Origin of the sequence: Streptomyces caniscabiei, assembly GCF_014930365.1 — a bacterium.
Classification (GTDB): Bacteria; Actinomycetota; Actinomycetes; order Streptomycetales; family Streptomycetaceae; genus Streptomyces; species Streptomyces caniscabiei.
This window is the reverse complement of the sequence record NZ_JABXWI010000022.1, coordinates 19,050-44,410: the sequence shown is the minus strand read 5'-3', so window position 1 is coordinate 44,410 and position 25,361 is coordinate 19,050. Positions and strand designations below refer to the sequence as shown.

At 69.3% G+C, this 25,361-nt stretch carries 20 protein-coding genes and 2 tRNA genes; 14 read left to right on the top strand and 8 right to left on the bottom strand.

All coding sequences use genetic code 11. From position 1 onward, the window contains the following. Positions 1-94: 94 nt before the first annotated feature. Both HW837_RS40575 and HW837_RS40570 read right to left on the bottom strand, forming a co-directional pair. Complete coding sequence (locus HW837_RS40575; protein ID WP_045557556.1) at positions 95-1,159, bottom strand: ABC transporter substrate-binding protein; 1,065 nt, start codon at positions 1,157-1,159, stop codon at positions 95-97. Positions 1,160-1,412: 253 nt separating this feature from the next. After that, a complete protein-coding gene (locus tag HW837_RS40570; protein ID WP_256255118.1) occupies positions 1,413-2,552 on the bottom strand; it encodes an ROK family protein in 1,140 nt (379 codons plus the stop codon). A gap of 671 nt (positions 2,553-3,223) precedes the next feature. On the opposite strand from HW837_RS40570, the gene HW837_RS40565 reads away from it, so the two are divergent. Further along, entirely contained in the window at positions 3,224-3,808 is a 585-nt protein-coding gene (locus HW837_RS40565; protein WP_045557554.1) for a biotin transporter BioY, read from the top strand. A 165-nt stretch (positions 3,809-3,973) separates the two neighbouring features. Here HW837_RS40565 and HW837_RS40560 read toward each other — a convergent pair whose 3' ends face one another. Beyond that, positions 3,974-4,744: a hypothetical protein gene (locus HW837_RS40560; protein ID WP_045557553.1), complete on the bottom strand. Its 771-nt coding sequence runs from the start codon at positions 4,742-4,744 to the stop codon at positions 3,974-3,976. Positions 4,745-4,972: 228 nt separating this feature from the next. Between HW837_RS40560 and HW837_RS40555 the strand changes: the two genes are divergently transcribed. Then, positions 4,973-6,742, top strand: coding sequence for a serine/threonine-protein kinase (locus HW837_RS40555; protein ID WP_390623597.1), 1,770 nt, complete (start codon positions 4,973-4,975; stop codon positions 6,740-6,742). A 430-nt stretch (positions 6,743-7,172) separates the two neighbouring features. On the opposite strand, the gene HW837_RS40550 is transcribed toward HW837_RS40555, so the two are convergent. Next, positions 7,173-8,636 (bottom strand): amino acid permease, encoded by a 1,464-nt coding sequence (locus HW837_RS40550; RefSeq protein WP_193381102.1) that lies wholly within the window; start codon positions 8,634-8,636, stop codon positions 7,173-7,175. Positions 8,637-8,913: 277 nt separating this feature from the next. Here HW837_RS40550 and HW837_RS40545 point away from each other — a divergent pair, with 277 nt between their 5' ends. Together HW837_RS40545 and HW837_RS40540 are read left to right on the top strand one after the other, a co-directional pair. Beyond that, positions 8,914-9,399, top strand: a complete 486-nt coding sequence (locus HW837_RS40545) for a ribose-5-phosphate isomerase (protein ID WP_045557549.1) — start codon at positions 8,914-8,916, stop codon at positions 9,397-9,399. 192 nt (positions 9,400-9,591) lie between these two features. Next, positions 9,592-10,416 (top strand): Fpg/Nei family DNA glycosylase, encoded by an 825-nt coding sequence (locus HW837_RS40540; protein WP_045557548.1) that lies wholly within the window; start codon positions 9,592-9,594, stop codon positions 10,414-10,416. Positions 10,417-10,432: 16 nt separating this feature from the next. On the opposite strand, the gene HW837_RS40535 is transcribed toward HW837_RS40540, so the two are convergent. Next, positions 10,433-11,680: a GNAT family N-acetyltransferase gene (locus HW837_RS40535; protein ID WP_045557547.1), complete on the bottom strand. Its 1,248-nt coding sequence runs from the start codon at positions 11,678-11,680 to the stop codon at positions 10,433-10,435. Positions 11,681-11,905: 225 nt separating this feature from the next. Between HW837_RS40535 and HW837_RS40530 the strand changes: the two genes are divergently transcribed. Both HW837_RS40530 and HW837_RS40525 read left to right on the top strand, forming a co-directional pair. Then, complete coding sequence (locus tag HW837_RS40530; RefSeq protein ID WP_045557546.1) at positions 11,906-13,078, top strand: PP2C family protein-serine/threonine phosphatase; 1,173 nt, start codon at positions 11,906-11,908, stop codon at positions 13,076-13,078. Positions 13,079-13,226: 148 nt separating this feature from the next. Further along, on the top strand, positions 13,227-13,703 hold the full coding sequence (locus HW837_RS40525; protein WP_193381103.1) for an HD domain-containing protein: 477 nt from the start codon (positions 13,227-13,229) through the stop codon (positions 13,701-13,703). A gap of 15 nt (positions 13,704-13,718) precedes the next feature. Here the strand turns inward: HW837_RS40525 and HW837_RS40520 are convergent, their stop codons facing one another. Then, complete coding sequence (locus tag HW837_RS40520) at positions 13,719-14,921, bottom strand: acyltransferase family protein (protein WP_193381104.1); 1,203 nt, start codon at positions 14,919-14,921, stop codon at positions 13,719-13,721. 579 nt (positions 14,922-15,500) lie between these two features. Here HW837_RS40520 and HW837_RS40515 point away from each other — a divergent pair. Further along, positions 15,501-15,695 carry a hypothetical protein gene (locus HW837_RS40515; protein ID WP_033526477.1) on the top strand — a complete coding sequence of 65 codons (195 nt, stop codon included), beginning with the start codon at positions 15,501-15,503 and terminating at the stop codon, positions 15,693-15,695. A gap of 129 nt (positions 15,696-15,824) precedes the next feature. Here the strand turns inward: HW837_RS40515 and HW837_RS40510 are convergent. Beyond that, positions 15,825-15,898 (bottom strand) — tRNA-Gly (locus tag HW837_RS40510). A 188-nt stretch (positions 15,899-16,086) separates the two neighbouring features. Between HW837_RS40510 and HW837_RS40505 the strand changes: the two genes are divergently transcribed. The 6 genes from HW837_RS40505 (at position 16,087) to HW837_RS40480 (ending at position 21,471) form a co-directional block, all read left to right on the top strand. After that, positions 16,087-16,163 (top strand) — tRNA-Pro (locus HW837_RS40505). Positions 16,164-16,361: 198 nt separating this feature from the next. Beyond that, entirely contained in the window at positions 16,362-17,756 is a 1,395-nt protein-coding gene (tig, locus tag HW837_RS40500) for a trigger factor (protein ID WP_193381105.1), read from the top strand. Between the two features lie 402 nt (positions 17,757-18,158). Further along, positions 18,159-18,773 carry an ATP-dependent Clp protease proteolytic subunit gene (locus HW837_RS40495; RefSeq protein WP_045557764.1) on the top strand — a complete coding sequence of 205 codons (615 nt, stop codon included), beginning with the start codon at positions 18,159-18,161 and terminating at the stop codon, positions 18,771-18,773. 79 nt (positions 18,774-18,852) lie between these two features. Further along, positions 18,853-19,533 carry an ATP-dependent Clp protease proteolytic subunit gene (locus tag HW837_RS40490; RefSeq protein ID WP_045557542.1) on the top strand — a complete coding sequence of 227 codons (681 nt, stop codon included), beginning with the start codon at positions 18,853-18,855 and terminating at the stop codon, positions 19,531-19,533. Positions 19,534-19,736: 203 nt separating this feature from the next. After that, a complete protein-coding gene (clpX, locus tag HW837_RS40485; protein WP_045557541.1) occupies positions 19,737-21,023 on the top strand; it encodes an ATP-dependent Clp protease ATP-binding subunit ClpX in 1,287 nt (428 codons plus the stop codon). Positions 21,024-21,108: 85 nt separating this feature from the next. After that, positions 21,109-21,471 carry a hypothetical protein gene (locus HW837_RS40480; protein WP_193381106.1) on the top strand — a complete coding sequence of 121 codons (363 nt, stop codon included), beginning with the start codon at positions 21,109-21,111 and terminating at the stop codon, positions 21,469-21,471. A gap of 59 nt (positions 21,472-21,530) precedes the next feature. Here HW837_RS40480 and HW837_RS40475 read toward each other — a convergent pair whose 3' ends face one another. Continuing rightward, complete coding sequence (locus tag HW837_RS40475) at positions 21,531-22,475, bottom strand: hypothetical protein (RefSeq protein WP_193381107.1); 945 nt, start codon at positions 22,473-22,475, stop codon at positions 21,531-21,533. Between the two features lie 137 nt (positions 22,476-22,612). Between HW837_RS40475 and HW837_RS40470 the strand changes: the two genes are divergently transcribed. Continuing rightward, entirely contained in the window at positions 22,613-25,243 is a 2,631-nt protein-coding gene (locus HW837_RS40470; RefSeq protein ID WP_193381108.1) for a valine--tRNA ligase, read from the top strand. The last annotated feature ends 118 nt before the right edge of the window (positions 25,244-25,361 follow it).

The following is a 25,361-nucleotide window of genomic DNA, read 5'->3' as shown; positions in this document are numbered from 1 at the left end:
CCGTTCGCACGGGTGACAGCCGTATCGGTCACGCCGCTCGCCGCGGTCGTGTCGGTCGACGCGCCCGCGGGGGCGGCGCCCGTGGTCACGGCGCTCACTTCCGGTACTCCGCGGTCACGGCCTTCGCGGCGATCTCCTCGAACCGTCGGTCGAAGAGCGTGCCGACGTCGAACTTCTTCACGTAGCCGCCCTCCGCCAGCAGATCGGCGGTCTCCTGCTCCCACTTGATGGCCTCGTCCCAACTCGGCGGGAACAGTGGCTTGTTGGCGAGGTCACTGATCGACTCGGCCTGGGCGGTCGTCAGGTTCTGGGTCTTCACGTAGAACTCCTCGTTCCAGATGTCCGGGTTCTCGTACTGCCAGACCGCGCCCTTGGCCCAGTACGGGACGTACGCGGCGACGGCGGCGGCCTTCGCGGAGTCGCCCAGCACGGAGGCCGGCGCCCACAGCAGGTTGAGCAGGTCCACCACGTCGGTCGGGATCGTGCGGGCGCCCTTGGAGGCGTACTGCTGGAGATAGGCGGGCGCCTGCTGGTTGGCGAGCGGAGCCACATCCACCTGGCCCGACTGGAGGGCGGTCAGGAACTGGTTGCTGGTCAGCGGGACCAACTCGGCGTCGTCGTAGGCGAGCCCCGCCTCTTTCAGCGCCCGCAGGAGGACGACGCCCTGCGCCTGCCCCTGGGAGAAGGCGAGCTTCCTGCCCCGGAAATCCTTGACCGTGCGAATGTCGCTGCCGGGCTTGGTGGCGAAGAGATAGTTCGGCTTCCGGGTGATGTTGATCGCGACGATCTTCGCGTCGTATCCCTGGAAATGCGCCTGGATCGGCGGGATTCCCGCGTTGTTGGCGACGTCCAGCGAACCCGACCGGAAAGCGTTGATGACATCCGGGCCGGCGCCGATGTTCGCCCAACTGCTCACCCGGAAAGGCAGATCGTCGAGTTTCGCGAGCTTGAGTTGCAGCTCCTGCTGATTCTGGAACGAGGAGATCTTCAGGCTCGTACCCCGGGGGACCTTGGTGGGCAGCGGCGCGTCCGCCGCCGTGCGGGCGGTCGCCGCGCTGCTGTCGGCGCAGCCGCTGAGCCCGGCCGCCGCGGCCGTGACGCCGAGCAGAGAGGTGAGGAGGAGTCGCCGGTCGAAACCGGGCGCGGCGGAAGAAGGCATGGGAGGACCCCCAGAGGAGAAAGGTGTGACTGCGCGCACGGAGGCGCACGGAGAAACCGCGGAAGAAACGGACGGGGACAGCAGGGAACCGCGGAAGCGGATTTCACGCAGAGGAAAGTGCCGCGTAGCCGGAGTGCGGTGGGCACTCCGGGACGTCAACGGGTCAGCAACAGAGGGTGCGACAACTCGTGAGCAGCATGGATACGATGTTCCCGGTCTTCGGCAAGGCCTGTCAACATTCGGAGTTTCTGAATTAACCGGCTTCGGCCGAGGCGAGCTCCAGACGTTCCAGTGCCCCCAGCGGATCCCGGAACAGCACGTCCAGAGCCACCGCCCCGCCCGCCGTGGCGAGCACGGAATCCGGGAAACTCGTCGGCCCGACGGCCGCCGCCCGGCCCGCCCCGACCGCCTCGTGCAGCGCGGCGAGACAGTCCGCCCGGCCGATCACCCCGATCTCGGTGACGACCACGGTCTCCGGGTTCAGCACGTCGAGCAGCAACTCCGCCGCCCGCCCCACCATCCGGGCCCGCTCCACCAGCAGCCGTACGGCGATCGCGTCGCCGTCCGCCGCGGCGGCCAGCACCCGCATCGGGTTCGCCCCCTCGACGACCCCGGCGTCCCGGGCCCGCCGGCACAGGGTCCGCTCGCTCAACTCGACCTGGAGGCAACCGACCCGCCCGCAGTCGCAGGGCTCGGTGCCGCCGGGCAACGGCAGATGGGCGATGGACCCAGCCTGCGAGCGCGGCCCGTGGTGCACCTCGTCGTTGGTCGCGAACGCCGCGTCGACCATGTTGCCGACGAACAGATGCAGCACGCTCCGGCTGCCCCGCGCCCGCCCGAACAACTGCTCGGCACCCACCAGCGCCCGTGCGTGCCCGTCCACCTGGACCGGCAGCCCGGTCAGGGCGCCGAGCGTCTCCCGTACCGGCACCTCCCGCCAGCCCAGCAGCGGATGCTCGACGACGGTCCCCGTCTCCCGGTCCACCCAGCCGCCGGCCGCGAAGCCGACGGACAGGGCCCGGCGGTCCGGCATCGCGTCCAGCAGGGCCCGGAGTTCGTCGGCGGCCCGCGCCAGGACCGGGCCGGGCTCGGTGGACGTGTGCTTCGACCGGCGCTCCACCAGCACCCGTCCGCGCAGGTCGAGCAGGGCGACCGTCGTGTAGGGGACGGCGACGTGCACCCCGCCCACCACGAAACGCGAGTCGTCCAGGTCGAGGGGCACATGAGGGCGACCCGCGCCCTTGGAGCGCCGGGGAGGCTCGGCCTCACGGACGAGACCGAGCCCGGTGAACCGGGCGCAGTAGTCGGTCACCGAGGCCGGCGACAGCCCGGTCACACGGGCGATGACGCTGCGCGCCACGGGCCCGTGCTCCAGCACGGACCGCAGGACCACGCTGGCACTGGTCCGCCTCCGGTCGCTGTCGGCGGCACGCGGAACGGGAGACCCGGCGGTGGAAGCGGTGGCAGCGGAGACCGGCCGGGGAGCAGCCCGGAAGACGGCCGGAGAAGCGGGAGTCGGGGGATGCGGGAGAGCGGGGGAAGCCGGGGGAGCGGGGCGATGGGGAGCGTGAAGGGTGGTGGGTGCTGTCGCGGCACGCGGCATGGCGTTTCATCCTCGGGAACGGGTCCGACACTGCGCCTCACGGAGGGCGGGGCAGGCCGGAGCCGCCTCACCCGGGTCGGCGACAGGTGGCCGCGCCCACGCGTCGCAGGTCGACGTAGCGACGCGACGAGAAGTACCGGGCCTGAGCAACCATGCGTTCGAAGCTAGCAAAACGGCCCACCGCTGCCCAGACGGCGACCGACGGGCGAGACGGCGCCTGTCCACCCCGTCGACCCGATTGGTGAAACCCTACAGAAGCGAGGCGACGCCCCGTCAGGGCCCAAGCCGCTCCACCTCAGTGACTGGAGTCACGTCGTACCGGGTGTAACCAGCATCCTTTGTGTGAAGCCCACCATGCCGTCCTTCCGCCGTTTGTCGAGCGCTGATGATGTCCGGCACAAGTCGCCTGGGATAGCGTCACCGTGTCCCCGCCCCCGTCACCCGCCGGAGTGAGCCCGAACATGAGCACCGCCGCCGCCACGTCAGTCCGTCCCGGCGAGGTCCTCGCCGACCGTCTGCCCTTCTCCGGCGTCCGCGCCCGCGACATCGCGCTCGTGGTGGGCGGTGCCGTGCTCACCGGAATCGCCGCCCAGATCGCGGTGCCTGTGCCGGGCTCGCCGGTCCCGGTCACCGGCCAGACCTTCGCGGCCCTGCTCGTCGGCACCACCCTCGGCGCGGGCCGCGGTGTCGCCTCCCTCGCCCTCTACGCGCTGGCCGGCCTGGTCGGCCTGCCGTGGTTCGCCAACGGCACGTCCGGCGTCGGCGTCTCCTTCGGTTACATCCTCGGCATGATCCTGGCGGTCGCCGCCGTGGGCGCCCTGGCCCGTCGGGGCGGCGACCGCTCCACACTGCGGACGGCCGGCACGATGCTCGTCGGCGAGGCGATCATCTACGCCGTCGGTGTCCCGTACCTCGCGGCCACCGCCGACATCAGCCTCACCTCCGCCGTCGCGCTCGGCCTCACCCCCTTCCTGATCGGCGACGCCATCAAGGTCGTGCTGGCCATGGGGCTGCTGCCGACGGCGTGGAGGCTGCTGAAGAAGTGACGCCGTCGACGCGGCGCCGCTGAGCGGGCCCCGCCCGCCGATGGCACCGCGACGCCACAGAAGAGGTTCGCCGGGTCGTACACCGACCGCACCAGGGCGAGCCTCTTCGGCGTTCAGGCGTTCAGGCGTTCAGGCGTTCAGGCTGCCGGGCTTCGGCCGTCCCGGTCAGGACTCCCGGCGGGCCCGCCGCTCGTTCCACCACAGGCCCGCGGCGCCGGCGGAGATCAGCGCGGCGCCCGCCATCCCGAGCGGCAGGACACGGTCGGCCGGACCGGTCTGCGGCAGCTCGTCCGGCTTCCCGTCCTTACCGCCCCCACCACTGCCGCCGCCGTCGCCGTCACCGCCGCCGGGGGTGACCGGGCTGTTGTCGGTGCCGAGGAGCAGCGGGGTCGCGGGCTCGTTCGGTGCCTGGTTGGTCGTGCCGAACGGGACGGGACCCTGCTGCCAGTACGTCTTCGAACCGTCGGCGTTCTGCACCGGCAGACAGATCTTGCCCTGCTCGCCCAGGTCGTACGTGGCGTCGATCGCGAAGGTCTTCGACTTTCCGGCCGCCAGGTCGTCGATCGCACACGCGAAACCGCTGTTCGAGCCGTCGGGAAGATCTCCCTTCGGAATCGCCGAACAGCCCTCGACGTTCTTGACCGTCAGGCCGTCGAAACCGACCACGAGCAATCGGATTTCCCCACTCGCCTTGCTTCCCTCGTTCTTCACGACACCGGTGATATCCGTTTCCCCGGACTTGTTGTCGACTTTGATCTCCTTGGACAGCAGCGTCGAGAGCTTTACGTCCGCCGGTGCCGCGTCCACGGCCTTTCCGCCATGATTGCTCAATCCCCCCTCGTCGTCCGCCGAGGCCGTGAAGCCGAGGATCATCACCGACGTGAACGACGCGGTGAGCAGCGATCCGGCGATGGCAGCCCTACGATGAGAACTCATGTTCCCTCCCCCTCGAAGTCCCCCTGACCGTGCCTGAATTCACGGCCTATGAAGAGGTACCACAAGATTTCTCCGCACTATGCTGGTGCGGCACGAAGTGTGACCAATGCGCGACGATGTGGTTCTTGTGTGGCGCGTGCGGTCAGTTGTGGAAGGGCTGTCGAAGGGTTACCGAAGGGGGGCATGGGGGTGCCGGAAATAACACGGGGCGGTGTTCCGGGTCTTGTCGTGGCCGACCGTTATCGGCTGGTCGAAAGCATCGGCCAGGGCGGAATGGGGCGGGTCTGGCGGGCCACCGACGAAATGCTCGACCGGCAGATCGCCGTCAAGGAAATGCGTATCGACGGTCACGACCCGGAGGACAGCCGCACCCGACGCGAGCGAACCCTGCGCGAGGCCAGGGCCACGGCCCGGATCGACCACCCCGGCGTCGTGCGCGTCCACGACGTCGTCGACGCGGGCGAACGGCTCTGGATCGTCATGGAACTGGTCGACGGCCGTTCCCTGGAACGGCTGTTGGCGGAGGACGGCCCCCTCGACGCGCACGACACGGCGCGGATCGGCCTCGAACTCGTCGACGCCCTGGGCCAGGTGCACGCCCAGGGCGTCCTGCACCGCGACATCAAACCCGCCAACGTCCTCATCAGGCGCAAGGGGACCCACCGGGCCGTCCTCACCGACTTCGGCATCGCCGCCATCCAGAACGCCGAGGCCCTCACCATGGCCGGCATGCTCGTCGGCTCCCCCGACTACATGGCCCCCGAGCGGGTCACCGGCCGCCCCCAGGGCCCGCCCTCCGACCTCTGGTCCCTGGGCGCCACGCTCTGCGCGGCCCTCGGCGGCCGCTCGCCCTTCGCCCGCTCCACCACCCTCGCCACCCTCCACGCCGTCCTCTACGAGGCGCCCGAACTCCCCGCGGCCGCGGGCCCCCTCCAGCACCTGCTGGCCGCCCTGCTCGACAAGGACCCCGAGGCCCGCCCCACCCTGCCCCGCCTCACCGAGGCACTGCGCGCCGTCACCGCACCCCCGGCCCCGCCGGACACCGGGGAAGGGCGGCCCACCGCCGAGCGGCCGACGCCACCGGCCACGACCGCGCATCCGCCGACCGCCATCACCCCCCACCCCGAGGCACGGCCCCCCTCGCCCGTACGAGCCCCCACCCCCACCGCCCGATCGACCCCACCACCCGACCGAGCCACCACCCCCGTCCTCCGCCGCACCCCGCCCCACCCCACTCCGGAACCACCCCCGAGCCCCGACCCCACCCCTGAACCCACCCCCACCCCCGTGCCGCCCGGCGAACTCCCGGGCTCGCCCGTGCCGTCCGGGCGCACGAAGCCCGACGACCCCACGAGCCCCGTGCCCCCCCGGCGCCGCAACCGCCGTATCGGCCTCGTCGCGGCCGCCGCCGTGGCCGTGACCGCCGTCGTGGCCGCGGTCGTCGTACCGGCGATGAACGGCTCGCCCGGCGACAAGGACAAGCACAAGGACGACAAGGCGTCGTCGCCGTCCTCGCCCGCCGGCCCGTCCCCCACGCCCACCGTCGCCGGCACCTCCCGTCCGCCGAAGCTCCCGCCGGGTGCGCGTACGGAGGCCGGTGTCTTCGCCTGGGTTCCGCCAGACGGCTTCTCTCGGGAGGTGCACGCGGGCGCGGAGGTGCACTACACCTCGCCGGACGCCCGGCAGGAGATCGTCGGCAAGGCCTCCCTCGCCCGCGGCGACCTGCTGGAGCAGTGGCGGAAGAAGGAGAAGAGCACCAGCGAGGGGCCGGGATACCAGCGGATCCGCCTGGAGGAGACCGAGTTCCGCGGTGAGCCGGCAGTGGTGTGGGAGTACACCGTCATGGCCCAGGAACTGCCCTGGCACGTCCGCTCGTTGGGCTTCAACACCGGCGGCAAGTCCTACCAGCTCACCACCTGGTACCACCCCGACATCGAGGACCGTGCCCTCCCGGTCTACGAGAAGGTCGAGGAGAGCTTCACCGTTCCTGTGGACTGAGCAGGGATGAGCCCACTCGGCCGCGCGCCCCGAACGGTCTTGGGCGAGCTGGTCCCCGGCGTACTCGACCCCGGGCCAGCGACACGCATCCTGTACGTGGTCCGGTCCCGGGAGGCCAGTTTCCTGCGCGACCTGGCCGTACGAGTGCGGCCAGAGGCGACGGGGAGGCCCTGAACCATCACTCCGGTGGAGCAGGGGCCCCGCACGCCGACACCACACCCGGCGTCCCAGATCGCACGCTCACCGTGGCCCGAACGGCCCATGACGCCACAAGCCCCCAAGCCGACCATCACACGATCGAGCTACAACGCCCTCGTGCACGCTCCTCGGCGAACAGCGGGCAACCCCGCTGTGGACCTCCAGGGCATGCAAAGGGGGCCCGGCGGCGGAAGAACCGCCACCGGACCCCTCTTCCGGACCTGCGCGTCGGTCAGTGCACCGTGTCGGCGGACTCGGCGGACTCGGCGGCGGACTTCCCGCCACCGACCTTCTCCTTCACCAGCGCGATGCCGACGACGACCGCCGCGACCAGCAGCGACAGCAGCAGGATCTCGCGGTTGCCGTGCTCGGTGTCGGTGAGCATGTAGCCGAGGACGAAGAGGATCAAGCCGATGGTGGCCCACGTCAGATACGGGTACAGCCACATCTTCACGACGAGCTTCTCCGGTGTCTCCCGCTCGATGATCCGCCGCATGCGCAGCTGGGAGAAGCAGATGACGAGCCACACGAACAGGGCGACCGCGCCGGAGGAGTTGACCAGGAAGAGGAAGACACCCTCGGGGAAGAAGTAGTTGAAGACGACCGCGACGAACCCGAAGACCACCGAGGACAGGATGGCCGCCATCGGCACACCCCGTGCGTTCGTACGACCGAAGGCGCGCGGCGCGTCCCCACGCGTACCCAGCGAGAACGCCATCCGCGACGCGGTGTAGAGACCGGAGTTGAGACAGGACAGCACCGAGGTCAGCACGATGAAGTTCATGATCTGCCCGGCGTGCGCGATCCCGAGGGAGTCCAGGGCGGCCACGTAGGAGCCCTTCTCCTTGATCGACGGGTCGTTCCACGGCAGCAGCGTCACCACGACGAAGATCGAACCGAGGTAGAAGACACCGATCCGCCAGATGATGCTGTTGGTGGACTTCGTGACGGCCTTCTGCGGGTTCTCCGTCTCGCCGGCGGCCAGCGTGGCGATCTCGCTGCCCATGAAGGAGAAGACGACCAGCAGGACGCCGATGAGGATCGCGCCGGCCCCGTGGGGCAGGAACCCGCCGTGGTCGGTCAGGTTGGCGAGTCCGGCCTTCTCGGTCTCGGCCCCGGGCAGCACACCGAACACCGCGAGCCCGCCCACCACGATGAACGCGGCGATCGCGACGACCTTGATCCCGGCGAACCAGAACTCGAACTCGCCGTAGGAGCCGACCGACACCAGGTTCGTGGCGGTCAGCACGACCATCACGATCAGGGCCCAGCCCCACTGCGGCACGGCGGGGATCCAGCCCTCCAGGATCACCGCGCCCGCGGTCGCCTCGACCGCGAGCACGACGACCCAGAAGAACCAGTACAGCCAGCCGATGGAGAAGCCGGCCCAGCGGCCGAGCGCGCGGTCGGCATGGGCGGAGAACGAACCCGAGGTCGGGTTGGCGGCGGACATCTCACCGAGCATCCGCATCACCAGCACCACCATCGTGCCGACGAGCGCGTACGACAGCAGGATGCCGGGGCCGGCCGTGGCGATGCCGGAGCTGGACCCGACGAAGAGACCGGCGCCGATCACACCACCGATGGCGATCATCGACAGATGACGGTTCTTGAGGCCTGCGTGCAGACCGGGGGAGGGGGGAGAGGAGGAGCCTTGTGTGTCTGCCTGATTCGGCAGAGTCGGCTGGGAGGTCATGGGGGGAGGTTTCCTTTGCGCCGTTGTGGGGACTTCCGTGCGTCTGCCCAGGGACTCCCCGATCGACTCTCGTCAGAGCGGGAGACGAGAGCGCACAGCCGGGGTCCGGAGGGGCTGCGGTAAAGATCGGTCCAGTGAATCGGAGGTGAAAGGAATCCTGAACCTTTGAATCCAGATCGTTACTTGAGGTTTACTTGAGGTTCCGTGGTTCAGCTCACTGTTTCCCGGCTCCACACCCCGTCGTGCCGCGCCGAAACGCGCGTGTCACACTCGGACCATGCGCGTCTACCTCGGCTCGGATCACGCCGGATACGAACTCAAGAACCACCTCGTCGAGTGGCTGAAGGCCGCCGGCCACGAGCCCGTCGACTGCGGGCCCCACATCTACGACGCCCAGGACGACTACCCGCCGTTCTGCCTCCGCGCGGCGGAGCGTACGGCCGCGGACCCCGGCTCCCTCGGCATCGTCATCGGCGGCTCCGGCAACGGGGAGCAGATCGCCGCGAACAAGGTGGCCGGCGTCCGCGCGGCCCTCGCGTGGAGCGCCGAGACCGCCGCGCTGGGACGCGAGCACAACAACGCGAACGTGGTCGCCGTCGGCGCCCGGATGCACTCCCAGGAGGACGCGACGAAGTTCGTCGAGACCTTCCTCAACACCCCGTTCTCCGGTGACGAGCGCCACATCCGCCGCATCGACATGCTGGCGTCCTACGAGACGACGGGCGACCTGCCCCCGATCCCGCCGCACCACCCGCAGGACTGACGCGGGCGCCCAGTGACTCGGGGGTGCGGCTTGATGGGCGACGGTCGGGCGGGGTGAAAAGCGCGGGGCGCAGCCCCGGCTTTTCAGGGGCGCGGGGAACTGCGCGAGAACCCCCACCCGCCCCACCCGCCCGCACCCGACAACGCGCCCCCACGACCCCCCACCCACCCTGCCGACCCCCGGAGGGACCCCGTGCCGGAGGGGCACACCATCCACCGCCTCGCCGAGGACTGCCTGACCCACTTCGGCGGCGGTGACCGGCCCACCCACGTGACCAGCCCCCAGGGCAAGTTCGCCGACGCGGCCGCCCTCCTCACCGGCACCCCCCTCCACACCGCCGAGGCCCACGGCAAGCACCTCTTCCTGCACTTCGGCGACCCGGCCGCCGAGGAACGCGTCCACATCCACCTCGGCCTCTTCGGCAAGGTGACCTTCGGCCCTGCCCCCGCGCCCCCGCCCACGGACACCGTCCGCCTCCGGCTGCGCAACGACACCTCGTACATGGACCTGAGGGGCCCCACGACCTGCGCCCTGATCACGGACGCCGAGAAGCAGGCCGTGCACGCCCGCCTCGGCCCCGACCCGCTCCGCCCCGACGCCGACCCGGCACGCGCCTACGCCCGGATCTCCCGCAGCCGTACGACGATCGCCGCGCTCCTCCTGGACCAGAAGGTGATCGCGGGCGTCGGCAACGTCTACCGCGCGGAGGTCCTCTTCCGGCACGGCATCGACCCGTACCGCGCGGGCCGGGACATCACCCCGGCGGAGTGGGACGCGATCTGGGCCGACCTCGTCGCCCTGATGCGCGAGGGCGTCCGCCACAACCGCATCGACACGGTCCGCCCCGAACACCTCCCGGAGGCGATGGGCCGCCCGCCCCGCGTCGACGACCACGGCGGCGAGGTGTACGTGTACCGCAGGGCCACCCTGCCCTGTCACATCTGTGGCGGCGAGATCCGCACCGCCGATCTCGCCGCCCGCAACCTCTTCTGGTGCCCGTCCTGCCAAGAACGGTGAGCCGGTCCGGCCCCCGTCAGAACCCGTGCGGCAGCCAGGGCGCGAGCCCCGCCGACAGGAACGCCGTGGACGCCTCCGCCAGTGCCCCCTCCCGCAGTTCCCGCACCCGCCCGGCCGCGGCCAGGGACGCGAGACTCACCCCGCCCAGATAGGCCGACCCCAACTCCCTTACGGAGAGGGAGAGATCGGCGGCGTCGGCGGTCCGCTCGCAGGTCGCACCCTTGGCGTCGCCCGTGAGCCGCCAACGCCCCTCGTTCCAGGGGCAGAAGGCGTCCTCGACCTCGAACACGACGTCCAGCGGCGCCTGATAGGTCCGCACCCGGAGCGCGGCACCCACCTCGACCAGCCGCAGGTGGAGATCGTCCCTGACCCGCAGCCCGCACCGGCGGACGTCCGACACCAGGTGCAGCACCGGCTCGTCCGTCGCCAGCCGCGAGGCGGCCACGCACCCCGTCAGATCGATGTCGAAGAGGAACCGCCACAGCGCGGCCCGCGCCGCGGGATCCACGGCCTCCAGCGAGCTCAACCGGACGACCCCCTCCGGCCCGGCCTGCCCCCAGTCGGACTTGATCCGGAAGCGGGCGTACCCCACGACCTCGAAGCCGCCCCCGTCCCCGGCCCGTTCCGCCACCACGCACTGAAGTGGCGAGGCCCCGCTCCGGTGGTGGTCCGTGTCGAGCAGTTCCACCCGCTCCCAGCCGGGCCGCCGCTCCAGCATCCCCGGCCGCTCGGGCACGAGACGCGCGTACACCGCCTCGCACACGTCGAGCACCTCGGCGGGATCCGCGTACCGCAGCCGTACGTCGTCCGTGCCGGGCGGCACGGACAGCCGGACGCGGGTGGTGTCGATGTCGGCCGAGACACGCTGCGTGGCCAGGCCGTAACCGAACCGGCCGTAGATCACCGGCTCGGACGCGGTCAGCACGGCCAGCGGCTCGCCCCAGGAGCGGATGTCGTCCAACTGCCGCCGCATCATGGACGTCAGCACCCCGCGCCGCCGGTGCGTGGCCGCGACGCCGACCATCGTGACGCCCGCCGCCGGGACGACGGCGCCCCCGGGCACCGTGAGCCGGAAGTCGAACGCCCCGGCCGTACCCACGCATTGGTCGCCGTCCCACACACCGATCGAGCGGTCGTACGCAGTCAGCGCCTGCCACAACTCCCGTTCCTCGGCGGGTTCGGTGTCACCGCCGAAGGCGCGGAGGAGGTTGTCGTACCAGACGTTCCAGTCTTCCTTGCGCAGCGCCCGCAGCTCAGTCGTCATACGCCATGCCTAGCAGGGCAATCCGGTACGAGCGAACGAATTTCCCCCGCGCGTCGGCGTTCGACGTGGGATCCTTCCCAGGTGCCGCACGGAGGGCGCACGGGGGCCGTAGCACGCGTTCCGGTGTGAGATCTGTGTGAGATTCGTCGTGAACCGGCCCTCGGAAGGGGGACAAGTAGGACCTCCTGTGCACAGGGGCTGGTCCGATGGATAAGGTCCCGAACAATGGCAGCAGGACGAGAGCGGCGCGCGGCGGCCGATACGCTCACGGCCCGGATGAAGAAGCTGGTTCACCGGGCCCGCACCGGCGTGCGCAAATCCGCCGTCGACTACTTCCGCGGTGACGGCTCCGACTGGATCGCCCTGGCCGGTCTGCTGCTGATGATCCCGCTGATCGCCTGCTTCACGATGATCAACGAGGTCTGGTTCTCACCGGCCGTCCTCGTCCTGCCCATCGTCGCGGGCGGCCTGCTGCTGCGCCCCGCCAGCCTCCTCGGCCTCTACGCCGCCGCCGCGACGGCCCTGATCGTGGAGTCCGTACGGCTCGGCCCCTACACCGAGGGCCCGGCCCGGGTGACGCCCGGCATAGTGCTGGTGGTCGCCGCCTGCGGCTTCTTCGGCCTTCTCATCGCCCAGTTCCGCAGCCGCGTCGGCGTTCCCTGGCGACGTGGCGGCACCATGCTCTTCGACCTGCGTGAACGCATCCGGGTGCAGAGCAAGCTGCCGCAGCTGCCGGCCGGCTGGCACCGCGAGATGGCCCTGCGCCCGGCGGGCGGCCAGTCGTTCTCGGGCGACTTCGTCGTGGCCGCCCGGACGAACGGCGGCCGCACCCTCGAAGTCGTCCTCACCGACGTCTCCGGCAAGGGCATGGACGCGGGCTCCCGGGCCCTGCTCCTCTCCGGCGCGTTCGGCGGCCTGCTCGGATCGCTCCCCCCGCACGCGTTCCTCCCGGCGGCCAACGGCTACCTCCTGCGCCAGGACTGGGACGAGGGCTTCGCGACCTCCATCCACCTCGTCCTCGACCTCGACTCCGGCGACTACGAACTCTTCTCCGCCGGCCACCCCCCGGGCCTCCAGCTCAGCGCGGGCACGGGCCGCTGGGAGGAGAAGGCCGCCGAGGGCCCTCTCCTCGGTGTCTACGACGGCGCCCAGTTCGACCCCGTGAAGGGCTCCCTGCGCCCCGGCGACGTCCTGATGCTCTTCACCGACGGCCTCGTCGAGACCTCCGACCGCGACATCGTCGAAGGCATCGACCGCCTCACGGGCGAGGCCGACCGCTATGTCGCCGGCGGCTTCCACGGCGCCGCCTGGCACCTCATCGAAGCGGTCGCCAAGGACGTGAACGACGACAGGGCCCTCCTGCTGATCTGCCGGGAAGCCCCCACGACAACAAGGTGACTCCCTCCCCTGAAAGCTACTGGGACCTGCGCGCCCTGAAGGGGCGCGGGGAACTGCGCGAGCATCCACAACCGACCCGCACTCGCCCACGAACCCATCCCTCCCCTCCCGCAAGGCGCTCAACCACCCACGCACAGGAGCCACCCCCATGCCCCCAACCCTCCTCTCCCTCCCCGAAGTGGAGACCCTCGCAAGAACCGCCCACGCCGCCCAGACCGACAAGGCCGGCCACCCCTACACCGAACACCTCCAGGCCGTGGCGAACGGCGTCAGAGCAAGAGGCGGCGACGAGGACCAGATCGCCGCAGCCTGGCTGCACGACGCCGTCGAGGACGACGCCCTCACCGAGGAATGGCTGACGCACGCCCCCCTCAGCCCCCGCACGAAGTCCATCGTCCTGGCCCTCACCAAACACCCCGGCGAACCCCCGGAGGCCTACGCCGCCCGCATCCTCGCGACCCCCGGCGCCCTCCTGGTCAAACAGTCCGACCTCGCGCACAACGCGAACCCCACCCGCCTGGCCGCCCTCGACGCCCCCACCCGCACCCGCCTGACCGCGAAGTACGCCCACATGCGAAACCTCCTCGGCCTGCCGGACGAACCGGCGACCGAGGAGGTGGGGTGACGCTGCCCCGGGGGGCTAGCCCTTGGCGCCGACCTTCCCGCGCTCCCGGGCCAGTTCGGCGGCGTCCCGCTTGAACGCCCACTCCATCTTGGGCTCCATGGCGAACCGGAACATCCGCTGCACCGGAGGGGTGCACAGCACGGTGATGACGGCCGCCGCGAAGAAGGTGGCGAACAGTTCGCCGAGCGGCTGGTACACCCACGCGTTGGTGTCGTACCAGTCCCAGAAGCGCGAGCCCTTCGCGAGGAACCCGTGCAGCAGGTAGCCGTACAGCGTGCCCGCGCCCAGCACGGTGAACCACATCTTCCGCCGGGGCACCCAGGCGAAGAAGCAGGTGGTCAGCACCATGGAGCAGCCGAACAGCGCGAAGGTCATGACGACCCCGGCCCACCACGGCGCACCCAGCTCCTGCGCGCTGTCGCGGTGGTAGAACCACGCCGAGTTCATGTGCGGCCCGACCCAGTAGGCCAGCGCCAGCGCCGTGGCCGCCACCGGCACGGACAGCATCCGCACCTCACGACGCCGCATGAACTGGAAGTGGGCGGGCTTCATGAAGAGGCCGACGACGAAGAACGGCAGGAACTGCAGGACGCGTTGCAGGTCCAGGTCGTCGCCGATGTCGGGCGAGACGGAGGCGAGCGCCGCGATGCCGAGCGCCACCGGGATCGGCCAGCGCACCACCTTCCACAGCGGGGTCGTCAGCCGCCACACGAACAGCGCGATCAGGAACCAGGTGAGGTACCACGGGTCGAGCAGGCTGATCGGGTGCGAGGGATCGTCGTTGCCGTATCGCTTGAAGAAGGAGTACGCGATCTCGAAGAGCACGTACGGCACGGCGATACCGGTGATCAGCCGGCGGAGCCGGTCGGCGCGCATGTCGAAACTGCGCGAGAAGTAGCCGGAGATGATGATGAACGCCGGCATGTGGAACGTGTACACGAACATGTACAGCGCCTCGGCGGCGCGGCTGTGGTCGGTCAGCGGCTCCCACGCGTGCCCCATCGCGACGAGCACGATGGCGAGGTACTTGGCGTTGTCGAAGAACGCGTCACGTTGTTTGGCCGGTCTGGCCTCGGGGGAGGCACCACCCGGCGTCGGGTTCGGGGACGAGGACTTCAGCGAGCGCGGACTCGGCACTCCGTCGGCCGGCGACTGTGGTGACTGTGCCGGCGGGAGCGGCGCCCTGGACCGGTCGTGCGGTCGCAGCGAGTTCGTCACAGACCCTCCCGCCGGGGACTCCGGGGGACGGCCCGAGCACTCGCTGCGCAAGCGGGGGACGAGGCAGCGGTGAACATCTGAGGCACCCTAGCGTTGTCTGTGCGATTTCGTAAAACCACCGACGTGAATCCTGTATTGAGGGGTACGTGTCACTCACGGATACCCAGGATTCGGTGAAGTGTGCCTCAGGCAGAACATCACCGTCCGTACACCTCAAGGCACATGGCATGCGACGATCTGTCCGCATTCATCCCGACTAAATGGTGCATAACGAGCGCAGGCGATTCAGGTGAAATGTCCGGTTAATTACTGTACTGGGCAGGCCCGTTGATGTGTCTGTGGCAACAATTCGAATTCCCTGCGCTCAGGTTGTGTGTGCACGGAAACGATCACCCCGAATTCACTTCCGAGGCCGACCCGTTGGCCGGGGGCGGGGGTGACGCGGGTGCGGTGCCGTGGCCGACGTTGCCTCAGCCCCTGCATATGACGGCCTGGTTGGTGGCACGATGGTTCTGGCGGGGTGCGCGTGGGGTCGGCGCCCCGGGCCGGGAGTGCGGACCGACCGAGGGTGTGATCTGTGTGGCCATTTCGCTGTCAGTGGTCCTCTTGCTGGGGATCATCCTGGTGGTTCTGATGCGAGGAGGGACGATCAAGGCCGGCCCGGCCGTCGTCGCCATCCTCTTCGGCTTCTTCCTCGCCTCGACGGGCATGGCCGACGACATCCAACGCTTCCTGAACTCGATAGCGGACACGATCAACTCGATCCAGTTCTAGCGACCGCCCGATCACGCACGGTGATCGGGTGAGGGTCGCCGCCACGAACCGGGGGCGACACCACCCAGAAGCGACAAAAAACCTCCGGCCCGATCCGAGGATCTCCCTCGAAACCGGGCCGGAGGCCATTGGAGCGGGCGACGGGAATCGAACCCGCGTAGCTAGTTTGGAAGACTAGGGCTCTACCATTGAGCTACGCCCGCACAGCACGCGCCGCAGGTCGGAGGACCGCGGCACTGAAGGCATCGTAGCGGGTCGGGCGCCCCGGCCGCACACCCCTTCCGGTCGCGCCCCCCTGCGGCTCCCGCGCCCGCCGTCGCGCGCGCCCGCGCACTCGGTAAATCCGGCAACCGTATGGCCTGCGGGCATGTACCCTACGTGTCGCACCAGACGGGGTGTGGCGCAGCTTGGTAGCGCGTCCGCTTTGGGAGCGGAAGGCCGTGGGTTCAAATCCCGCCACCCCGACCACCGCGCCGGTAGGGCGCGCCCGCCACCGGCAAGGTCACCTTTTGGGGCGTGTACCGCCTGCGGTTACTATGCAAGCTGCGCGCCCGTGTGTCTGCACTCTCACGTCTCTCAAGGGCCGCTAATCCGCTGAAGCCCCGCCGCACCGGCGGGGGACATCCGGCAGAACCCCAAGAAGTCAGCCCCCAAGGAGACCGAACCGTGAAGAGCGCCGTGGAGACCCTGAACCCGACCCGGGTTCGGCTCAGCATCGAGGTGCCCTTCGAGGAGCTCAAGGACAGCCTCGACGCGGCGTACAAGAAGATCAACCAGCAGGTCACGGTGAAGGGCTTCCGCAAGGGCAAGATCCCGGCCCGCGTCATCGACCAGCGGTTCGGCCGCGGTGCGGTCCTGGAGGAGGCGGTCAACGACGCGCTCCCGAAGTTCTACACCGATGCGGTCAACGAGGCCGAGCTCAACGTCCTGGGCCAGCCCGAGGTCGACATCACGGAGCTGAAGGACGGCGAGACGCTGAACTTCACCGCCGAGGTCGACGTCCGTCCGACCATCGAGATCCCGGACTACTCCGGCATCGAGGTCGAGGTCGACGCCGTCGAGGTCACCGAGGAGGACGTCGAGAAGGCGGTCGAGCAGCTCCGCGAGCGCTTCGCCTCCACCTCCCCGGTCGAGCGTGCCGCCGAGGACGGCGACGTCGTGACGCTCGACCTGGAGGCCAAGGTCGACGGCGAGATCCTGGAGGACGGCGTCGCCGAGGGTGTCTCGTACACCATCGGCTCCGGCGAGCTCCTGGACGGCATCGACGACGCCGTGAAGGGCCTGGAGGCCGGTGGCGAGACCACCTTCACCTCCGAGCTCAAGGGCGGCTCGGCGGCCGGCAAGGAGGCCGAGGTCACCGTCAAGGTGTCCCAGGTCGCCGCCCGTGAACTCCCGGCCCTGGACGACGAGTTCGCCCAGCTCGCCTCGGAGTTCGACACCCTCGAGGAGCTGCGCGCAGACAGCCGCAAGCGCCTGGAGAACATGAAGCAGTACGACCAGGCCACGCAGGCCCAGGAGCGCGTCCTGGAGAAGCTGCTGGAGCTCGTCGAGGTGCCCGTCCCCGAGAAGCTCCTCGAGGACGAGATCAACACCCGCAAGCACAACCTGGAGCACCACCAGCTCGGCCAGATGGGCCTCGACCTCGAGAAGTACCTCGAGATCCAGGGCAAGACGGTCGAGGAGTTCGACGCCGAGACCAAGGAAGCGGCCGTCAAGGGCATCAAGACCCAGTTCGTCCTCGACGAGCTGGTCTCCAAGGAGAAGCTGAACGTCAACCAGGAGGAGCTCACCGAGCACCTCATGCGCCGCGCGGCCTCCTCCGGCATGTCCCCGGACCAGTTCGCCCAGGCCGTCGTCCAGAACAACCAGGTCCAGCTCCTGGTCGGCGAGGTCGCCCGCGGCAAGGCCCTGGCCCTGGTCGTCGAGTCCTCCACGGTCAAGGACACCAACGGCGAGATCGTCGACCTGGACGACGACGAGGAGGAGACCGAGGGCTCCGCCGAGGCCCCCGAGGAGACCGAGGGCTCCGCCGAGGCCGAGGAGAAGGCCCCCGAGGCCTGATCGCTCCGCTGATCGCCTGACGACGGGCCCCTGGATCACTTGTGACCCAGGGGCCCGTCGGCCTACCCGAGGGGCGCGGGGAACTGCGCGACCAGCCACGTACGAGCCGCGGACGCGTCTGCCACGCCAGGTGCATCGGCGAGTGCGGCTTGTTCGTGGCGGGCCGCGCAGTTCCCCGCGCCCCTGTCCGGGCCGGGGGCCACAACGCACCCGCTCAGCCAGCGGAGCGCATGCGCTGACAGCGAACAGTTCCCTCTGCGGGATTCACCGGCGGAGCCACCGCGTTAGGGTCCATGAATACGAGGGCGGAGCCGTCGGGAAAACGGCTCGGCCCCCGGAAGGGAAACGTGAAGACGGCCCGGCGCCGTCGTAAGACGAGCAGGTGGATACGTGACGAATCTGATGCCCTCCGCCGCCGGCGAGCCTTCCATCGGCGGTGGCCTCGGCGACCATGTCTACAACCGGCTGCTCAACGAGCGGATCATCTTCCTCGGCCAGCCGGTCGACGACGACATCGCGAACAAGATCACCGCACAGCTGCTGCTCCTTGCCGCCGACCCGGACAAGGACATCTACCTCTACATCAACAGCCCGGGCGGCTCGATCACCGCCGGCATGGCGATCTACGACACCATGCAGTACATCAAGAACGACGTGGTGACCATCGCCATGGGTCTCGCGGCCTCGATGGGGCAGTTCCTGCTCAGCGCGGGCACCCCGGGCAAGCGCTTCGCGCTGCCGAACGCCGAGATCCTGATCCACCAGCCCTCCGCGGGCCTGGCGGGCTCCGCCTCGGACATCAAGATCCACGCCGAGCGGCTGCTGCACACCAAGAAGCGCATGGCGGAGCTCACCTCCCAGCACACGGGTCAGACCGTCGACCAGGTCACCCGCGACTCGGACCGCGACCGCTGGTTCGACGCCTTCGAGGCCAAGGACTACGGCCTCATCGACGACGTCATCGCCACCGCGGCGGGTATGCCGGGCGGCGGCGGCACCGGGGCCGGGCAGGCGTGACGGCACCCGCCGGCACGCAGACCCCCGTAAAGCCCCCAGCCGACCGCCTCAGCCCCTCTCAGGCTCCCAGGAGACACAAGTGAACGACTTCCCCGGCAGCGGCCTCCACGAAAGCGCACGCTCCCAGTACGCGGGCCCGACCGCCGAGTCCCGTTACGTCATCCCGCGCTTCGTCGAGCGCACCTCGCAGGGCATCCGCGAGTACGACCCGTACGCGAAGCTCTTCGAGGAGCGGGTGATCTTCCTCGGCGTGCAGATCGACGACGCCTCCGCCAACGACGTCATGGCGCAGCTGCTGTGCCTGGAGTCGATGGACCCCGACCGGGACATCTCGGTCTACATCAACAGCCCCGGCGGCTCCTTCACGGCGCTCACCGCGATCTACGACACGATGCAGTTCGTGAAGCCCGACATCCAGACGGTCTGCATGGGCCAGGCGGCCTCCGCCGCCGCGATCCTGCTGGCCGCCGGTACGCCGGGCAAGCGCATGGCGCTGCCGAACGCCCGCGTGCTGATCCACCAGCCGTACAGCGAGACGGGCCGCGGTCAGGTCTCCGACCTGGAGATCGCCGCCAACGAGATCCTCCGCATGCGCGCGCAGCTGGAGGACATGCTGGCCAAGCACTCGACCACGCCGATCGAGAAGATCCGCGAGGACATCGAGCGCGACAAGATCCTCACGGCCGAGGACGCGCTGTCGTACGGCCTGATCGACCAGATCATCTCCACGCGGAAGATGAACAACAACAGCGTCCGCTGACCGCGGAAAGGCTGTAATGTCTGCCGCCCCTTGGCATGGTTGGCACCGTTTGACCCAGTGCACGACAAGGTGCACGTCAAAGCGAACCGTGCCAAGGGGGGCCCGAACGGGGGGCCCGGCAAGGTACCGTCGACATAAGGCAGCACCAGGAGCCGCTGGATTCCAATCGTCCAGTCGTCTCCCAGGCGAAGGGGAAGCACACCGTGGCACGCATCGGTGACGGCGGCGATCTGCTCAAGTGCTCGTTCTGCGGCAAGAGCCAGAAGCAGGTCAAGAAGCTCATCGCAGGGCCCGGTGTGTACATCTGCGACGAGTGCATCGACCTCTGCAACGAGATCATCGAGGAAGAGCTCGCGGAGACCAGCGAGGTCCGCTGGGAGGAACTCCCGAAGCCCCGCGAGATCTACGAGTTCCTGGAGGGGTACGTAGTCGGCCAGGAGGCGGCCAAGAAGGCGCTCTCCGTAGCCGTCTACAACCACTACAAGCGCGTCCAGGCCGGCGAGAACGGCGGCGGTCAAAGCCGCGAGGACGCCATCGAGTTGGCGAAGTCCAACATCCTGCTGCTGGGCCCCACGGGCTCCGGCAAGACGCTCCTCGCGCAGACCCTCGCGCGCATGCTGAACGTCCCGTTCGCGATCGCGGACGCGACCGCGCTGACGGAGGCGGGGTACGTCGGCGAGGACGTCGAGAACATTCTGCTGAAGCTCATCCAGGCGGCCGACTACGACGTCAAGAAGGCCGAGACCGGGATCATCTACATCGACGAGATCGACAAGGTGGCCCGAAAGAGCGAAAACCCGTCGATCACACGTGACGTGTCGGGTGAGGGCGTGCAGCAGGCCCTCCTCAAGATCCTCGAAGGCACGACGGCCTCGGTGCCGCCGCAGGGCGGCCGCAAGCACCCGCACCAGGAGTTCATCCAGATCGACACGACGAACGTCCTGTTCATCGTGGGCGGTGCCTTCTCGGGCCTGGAGAAGATCATCGAGTCCCGGGCCGGCGCCAAGGGCATCGGCTTCGGCGCCACGATCCGCTCGAAGCGCGAACTCGAGTCGAAGGACCAGTTCGAGGACGTCATGCCGGAGGACCTGGTCAAGTTCGGCATGATCCCGGAGTTCATCGGCCGTCTCCCGGTCATCACCTCGGTCCACAACCTGGACCGCGAGGCGCTCCTGCAGATCCTCGTCGAGCCGCGCAACGCGCTGGTGAAGCAGTACCAGCGCCTCTTCGAACTCGACGGTGTGGAGCTGGACTTCGAGCGCGAGGCCCTGGAGGCCATCGCCGACCAGGCCATCCTCCGCCAGACCGGCGCCCGCGGCCTGCGCGCCATCATGGAGGAAGTCCTGATGTCCGTGATGTACGAGGTCCCGTCCCGCAAGGACGTGGCCCGAGTCGTCATCAACGCCGACGTGGTCCGCTCGAACGTGAACCCGACCCTGATCCCGCGGGACGCCCGCGGCCGGGGGGCGGGGGAGCAGAAGACGGCGTAGCCGCAGAGACACTCACGAGGAGAGGGCACCCGACGAATGCGTCGGGTGCCCTCTCCTCGCTCGATCTCCATCTGATTCAAGCCAGTTGATCGAGAAACAGCGATGTCATGGCCGCCTCAATGATCTCCTGTCCCCATCAGGGCAGACCACCCTGATGGTTCGAGACGGAAGGATCTTGGCGTTGAAGGTAAGGCGCTTCTTGGCAGCGTTGAGCGTGGTTGCGGCGGCAGGGGTGATACCGGTGGCCACGGCCGGCACGGCGCATGCCGACCCGTTCGACTGCGTGGAGTACCTCAAGTCCAAGGGTTATGTGGCCGGACCGAAGGTGACCAAAGCGTGCAGTTACAACCGGGTCGCCAACAACTGGCAGTGCATAGGCCAGCTCTCCTTGTTGATCAGCAACGCAGGGCATGTCTCTGCCGCGTGCAACAGGGCATTGGGTGACTGACGACGCAACAGAATGGGGCACCCTGCCTGTTCCGGCAGGGTGCCCCGATGCGCTGTCGATCAGGCCGCGACGCGAACTTCCTTGCGGAGCTTGGCGGCGGTCTCGGCCGCCTCGTTCGGGTCCGTCGACTTGCCTGCCGCGAGGTCCGAGTACTCCATGGGCATCACGAAGCCGAGCGTGCTGTAGTCACCCCAGACGCAGTAGACCAGGTTCATCTCGGTCGGTCCGCCGCTCGGGGTGTCGCTCTCGTCCAGCTTGCCCTTCGCCTTCTGGCACTTCAGGACGGCGCCGTCCAGCGAGTCCGGTGTGTACTCCTCGGCCTCGCCGATGAAGGTGATGTCGTTCTTCTCGGCCTCTTCCTTCTGCAGGGCGAGGAAGCCGTCGACCGCCTTCTCCGGGTCCTCGATCTCCCCGTAGACACCGCCGTAGGTGATCATCTTTCCGGCCAGAGGATTGTTTTCGTCCCCAGACTGGTAGTTGGCGCTGACATCCTTCGGGTTCTTGATGCCGAAGCCTTCGGCCTTCTTCAGCTCCTCGTCGGTCATCTCGTCACCGCTGTCGCTGCTCTTCTTGTACTCGCCGAGGACGGTCGCCGGCGTCGTCAGCTTGTGCGGACCGTCGTCCGCGATGTCCGCGCCGCCACCGCTGCCGAGGACGAAGTACGCGCCCACCGCGACCGCCGCCACCACCGCGACCGCGCCCAGGATGATGCCGACCTTCTTGCCGCCGCCCCCGGAGGGAACCGGCGGCTGGGGCACGGTCGGGTAGGGCTGCTGGCCGTACGGGGCCTGCTGCTGGCCGTACGGCGGGGTCTGGGGCGGAACACCCTGGGGGGCCTGCTGGGGGTACCCGTAACCGGGCTGCTGCGGCGGCGCCTGCTGCGGGTAGCCGTAGCCGGGCTGGGGGGCGGCCTGCGGCGGCTGCTGGCCGTAGGGGCCCGGCTGACCGTACGGTCCGGGCTGCTGGGGCTGCCCGCCGTACGGGCCCGGCTGGTTGTGACTCATGTTCTGGGTTCCCCTCCAGATGCTTATGTGTTCCTGACATCCTGGCGCAAAGTCGATGGGCACCACGCACCGGGGGTCACACCGTTACGGAAGAATCCGGTTTCGGGACCACCCCGTGACACCCCTAAACTGAGCGGGTGACCGAGAACGCTCAGCAGCAGCCTTCAGCGCCCGCCACCGATCTGCCGACCCAGTACACGCCGGCCGATGTAGAGGGGACGCTGTACGAGCGCTGGGTAGAGCGTGGTTACTTCGCGGCCGACGCCAAGAGCGACAACCCCGCGTACACCATCGTCATCCCCCCGCCGAACGTCACCGGCAGCCTGCACCTCGGGCACGCCTTCCAGCACACCCTCATGGACGCCCTGACCAGGCGCAAGCGCATGCAGGGGTACGAGTCCCTCTGGCTCCCCGGCATGGACCACGCCGGCATCGCCACCCAGAACAAGGTCGAGCAGCAGCTCGCCGAAGAGGGCAAGTCCCGCCACGACTTGGGGCGCGAGGAGTTCGTCGAGCGCGTCTGGCAGTGGAAGGAGGAGTACGGCGGCAAGATCCTCGGCCAGATGCGACGGCTGGGCGACGGCGTCGACTGGGACCGTGAGCGGTTCACCATGGACGAAGGTCTGTCCAAGGCCGTCCAGACCATCTTCAAGCGGCTCTACGACGACGAGTTGATCTATCGCGCCGAGCGCATCATCAACTGGTGCCCGCGCTGTCTGACGGCCATCTCCGACATCGAGGTCGAGCACCAGGAGGACGCCGGCGAGCTGGTCTCCATCCGTTACGGCGAAGGGGAGGACAGCCTCGTCGTCGCCACCACGCGTGCCGAGACGATGCTCGGTGACACCGCCGTCGCCGTCCACCCGGACGACGAGCGCTACCGGCACCTCATCGGCAAGCTCATCAAGCTCCCGCTCACCGACCGCTCCATCCCGGTCGTCGCCGACACCCACGTCGACCCGGAGTTCGGCACCGGCGCGGTCAAGGTCACGCCGGCCCACGACCCGAACGACTTCGCGATCGGCCAGCGCCACGACCTGCCCTCCATGACGATCATGGACGAGCACGGCGTCATCACCGTCCACGGCCCCTTCCTCGGCCAGGACCGCTTCGAGGCCCGTTCCGCTGTCGTCGGCGCGCTGCGCTCGCAGGGCCGGATCGTCGCCGAGAAGCGTCCATACGTCCACTCCGTCGGCCACTGCTCACGCTGCAAGACCACCGTCGAGCCGCGCCTGTCCATGCAGTGGTGGGTCAAGGTCGGCCCCCTGGCCAAGGCGGCCGGTGACGCCGTCCGCGACGGCCGGGTCAAGATCCACCCCGAGGACATGTCGAAGCGCTACTTCGACTGGGTCGACAACATGTACGACTGGTGCATCTCGCGCCAGCTCTGGTGGGGCCATCGCATCCCCGTCTGGTACGGCCCGAACGGCGAGACCGTCTGCGTCGGCCCCGACGAGCAGCCGCCCGGCACCGAGGCCGAGGGCTGGACCCAGGACACCGATGTCCTGGACACCTGGTTCTCCTCCGGCCTGTGGCCGTTCTCCACGCTCGGCTGGCCCGAACAGACCGAGGACCTGCGGAAGTTCTACTCCACCGACGTCCTGCTCACCGGCCACGACATCATCTTCTTCTGGGTCGCCCGGATGATGATGTTCGGCCTCTACGCCATGGACGGCGAGGTCCCCTTCAAGACCATCGCGCTGACCGGCCTGGTCCGCGACGAGCGCGGCAAGAAGATGTCGAAGTCCTTCGGCAACGTCGTCGACCCGCTCGACTGGATGGACAAGTACGGCTCCGACGCGCTCCGCTTCACCCTCGCGCGCGGCGCCAACCCGGGCACCGACGTCCCGATCGGCGAGGACTGGGTCCAGGCCTCCCGCAACTTCGCCAACAAGATCTGGAACGCCACCCGCTTCGCGCTGATGAACGGCGCGACGGTCGAGGGCCCCCTGCCGGAGGCCTCGAAGCTCTCGGCGACCGATCGCTGGATCCTCGCCCGCCTCAACGAGACGGTCGAGCAGGTCGACACCTACTACGAGGACTTCCAGTTCGCGAAGCTCAGCGAGGCGCTGTACCACTTCGCGTGGGACGAGGTCTTCGACTGGTACGTCGAGCTGTCCAAGACCACGTTCATGGCGGGCGGCGAGCCGGCCGAGGTCAGCAAGCGCGTTCTCGGCGAGGTCCTGGACGTCACCCTGCGCCTCCTCCACCCGGTCATCCCGTTCGTCACGGACACCCTGTGGACGACGCTGACCGGCGGCGAGTCCCTCGTCATCGCCGACTGGCCGAAGGACAGTGGGTTCCGTGACGACGCCGCCGAGCGCGAGATCGAGCTGGTCCAGCAGGTCGTCACCGAGGTCCGCCGGTTCCGCGCCGACCAGGGCCTCCAGCCCGGCCAGCGCGTCCCGGCCCGGCTGACCCTCGACGGTACGGCGCTGGCCCCGCACGAGGCCGCGATCCGCCAGCTGCTGCGCCTCCAGCCGGAGGGCGAGGGCTTCGCGGCCACGGCGACCCTGCCGGTCGCGGGCGCCGAGGTCGCGCTCGACCTCTCCGGTGTCATCGACGTCGCCGCCGAGCGCAAGCGCCTCGCGAAGGACCTCGCGGCGGCGGAGAAGGAGAAGGCCCAGGCCACGGCCAAGCTGGGCAACGAGGCGTTCCTCGCGAAGGCGCCGGACCAGGTCGTCGACAAGATCCGGGGCCGCCTCGCCAAGGCGGACGAGGACATCGCCCGCATCGCCGCGCAACTGGACCGGCTGCCGCAGGCGTAGCCGTTCGTAGGTAGGCGCAGGCCCCGGTGCTTCCATGGCGCCGGGGCCCTCTGCCGGGCGGGGAAAGGGCGCAGCCCTTTCAGGGGCGCGGGGAACTGCGCGACCAGCCACACACCAC

Excerpts from the sequence above, each read along its gene's own strand:
- HW837_RS40575 (WP_045557556.1), bottom strand. The coding sequence starts at position 1,159 with ATGCCTTCTTCCGCCGCGCCCGGTTTCGACCGGCGACTCCTCCTCACC.
- HW837_RS40565 (WP_045557554.1), top strand. The coding sequence starts at position 3,224 with ATGAGCACCGCCGCCGCCACGTCAGTCCGTCCCGGCGAGGTCCTCGCC.
- HW837_RS40560 (WP_045557553.1), bottom strand. The coding sequence starts at position 4,744 with ATGAGTTCTCATCGTAGGGCTGCCATCGCCGGATCGCTGCTCACCGCG.
- HW837_RS40550 (WP_193381102.1), bottom strand. The coding sequence starts at position 8,636 with ATGACCTCCCAGCCGACTCTGCCGAATCAGGCAGACACACAAGGCTCC.
- HW837_RS40545 (WP_045557549.1), top strand. The coding sequence starts at position 8,914 with ATGCGCGTCTACCTCGGCTCGGATCACGCCGGATACGAACTCAAGAAC.
- HW837_RS40535 (WP_045557547.1), bottom strand. The coding sequence starts at position 11,680 with ATGACGACTGAGCTGCGGGCGCTGCGCAAGGAAGACTGGAACGTCTGG.
- HW837_RS40530 (WP_045557546.1), top strand. The coding sequence starts at position 11,906 with ATGGCAGCAGGACGAGAGCGGCGCGCGGCGGCCGATACGCTCACGGCC.
- HW837_RS40525 (WP_193381103.1), top strand. The coding sequence starts at position 13,227 with ATGCCCCCAACCCTCCTCTCCCTCCCCGAAGTGGAGACCCTCGCAAGA.
- HW837_RS40495 (WP_045557764.1), top strand. The coding sequence starts at position 18,159 with ATGCCCTCCGCCGCCGGCGAGCCTTCCATCGGCGGTGGCCTCGGCGAC.
- HW837_RS40475 (WP_193381107.1), bottom strand. The coding sequence starts at position 22,475 with ATGAGTCACAACCAGCCGGGCCCGTACGGCGGGCAGCCCCAGCAGCCC.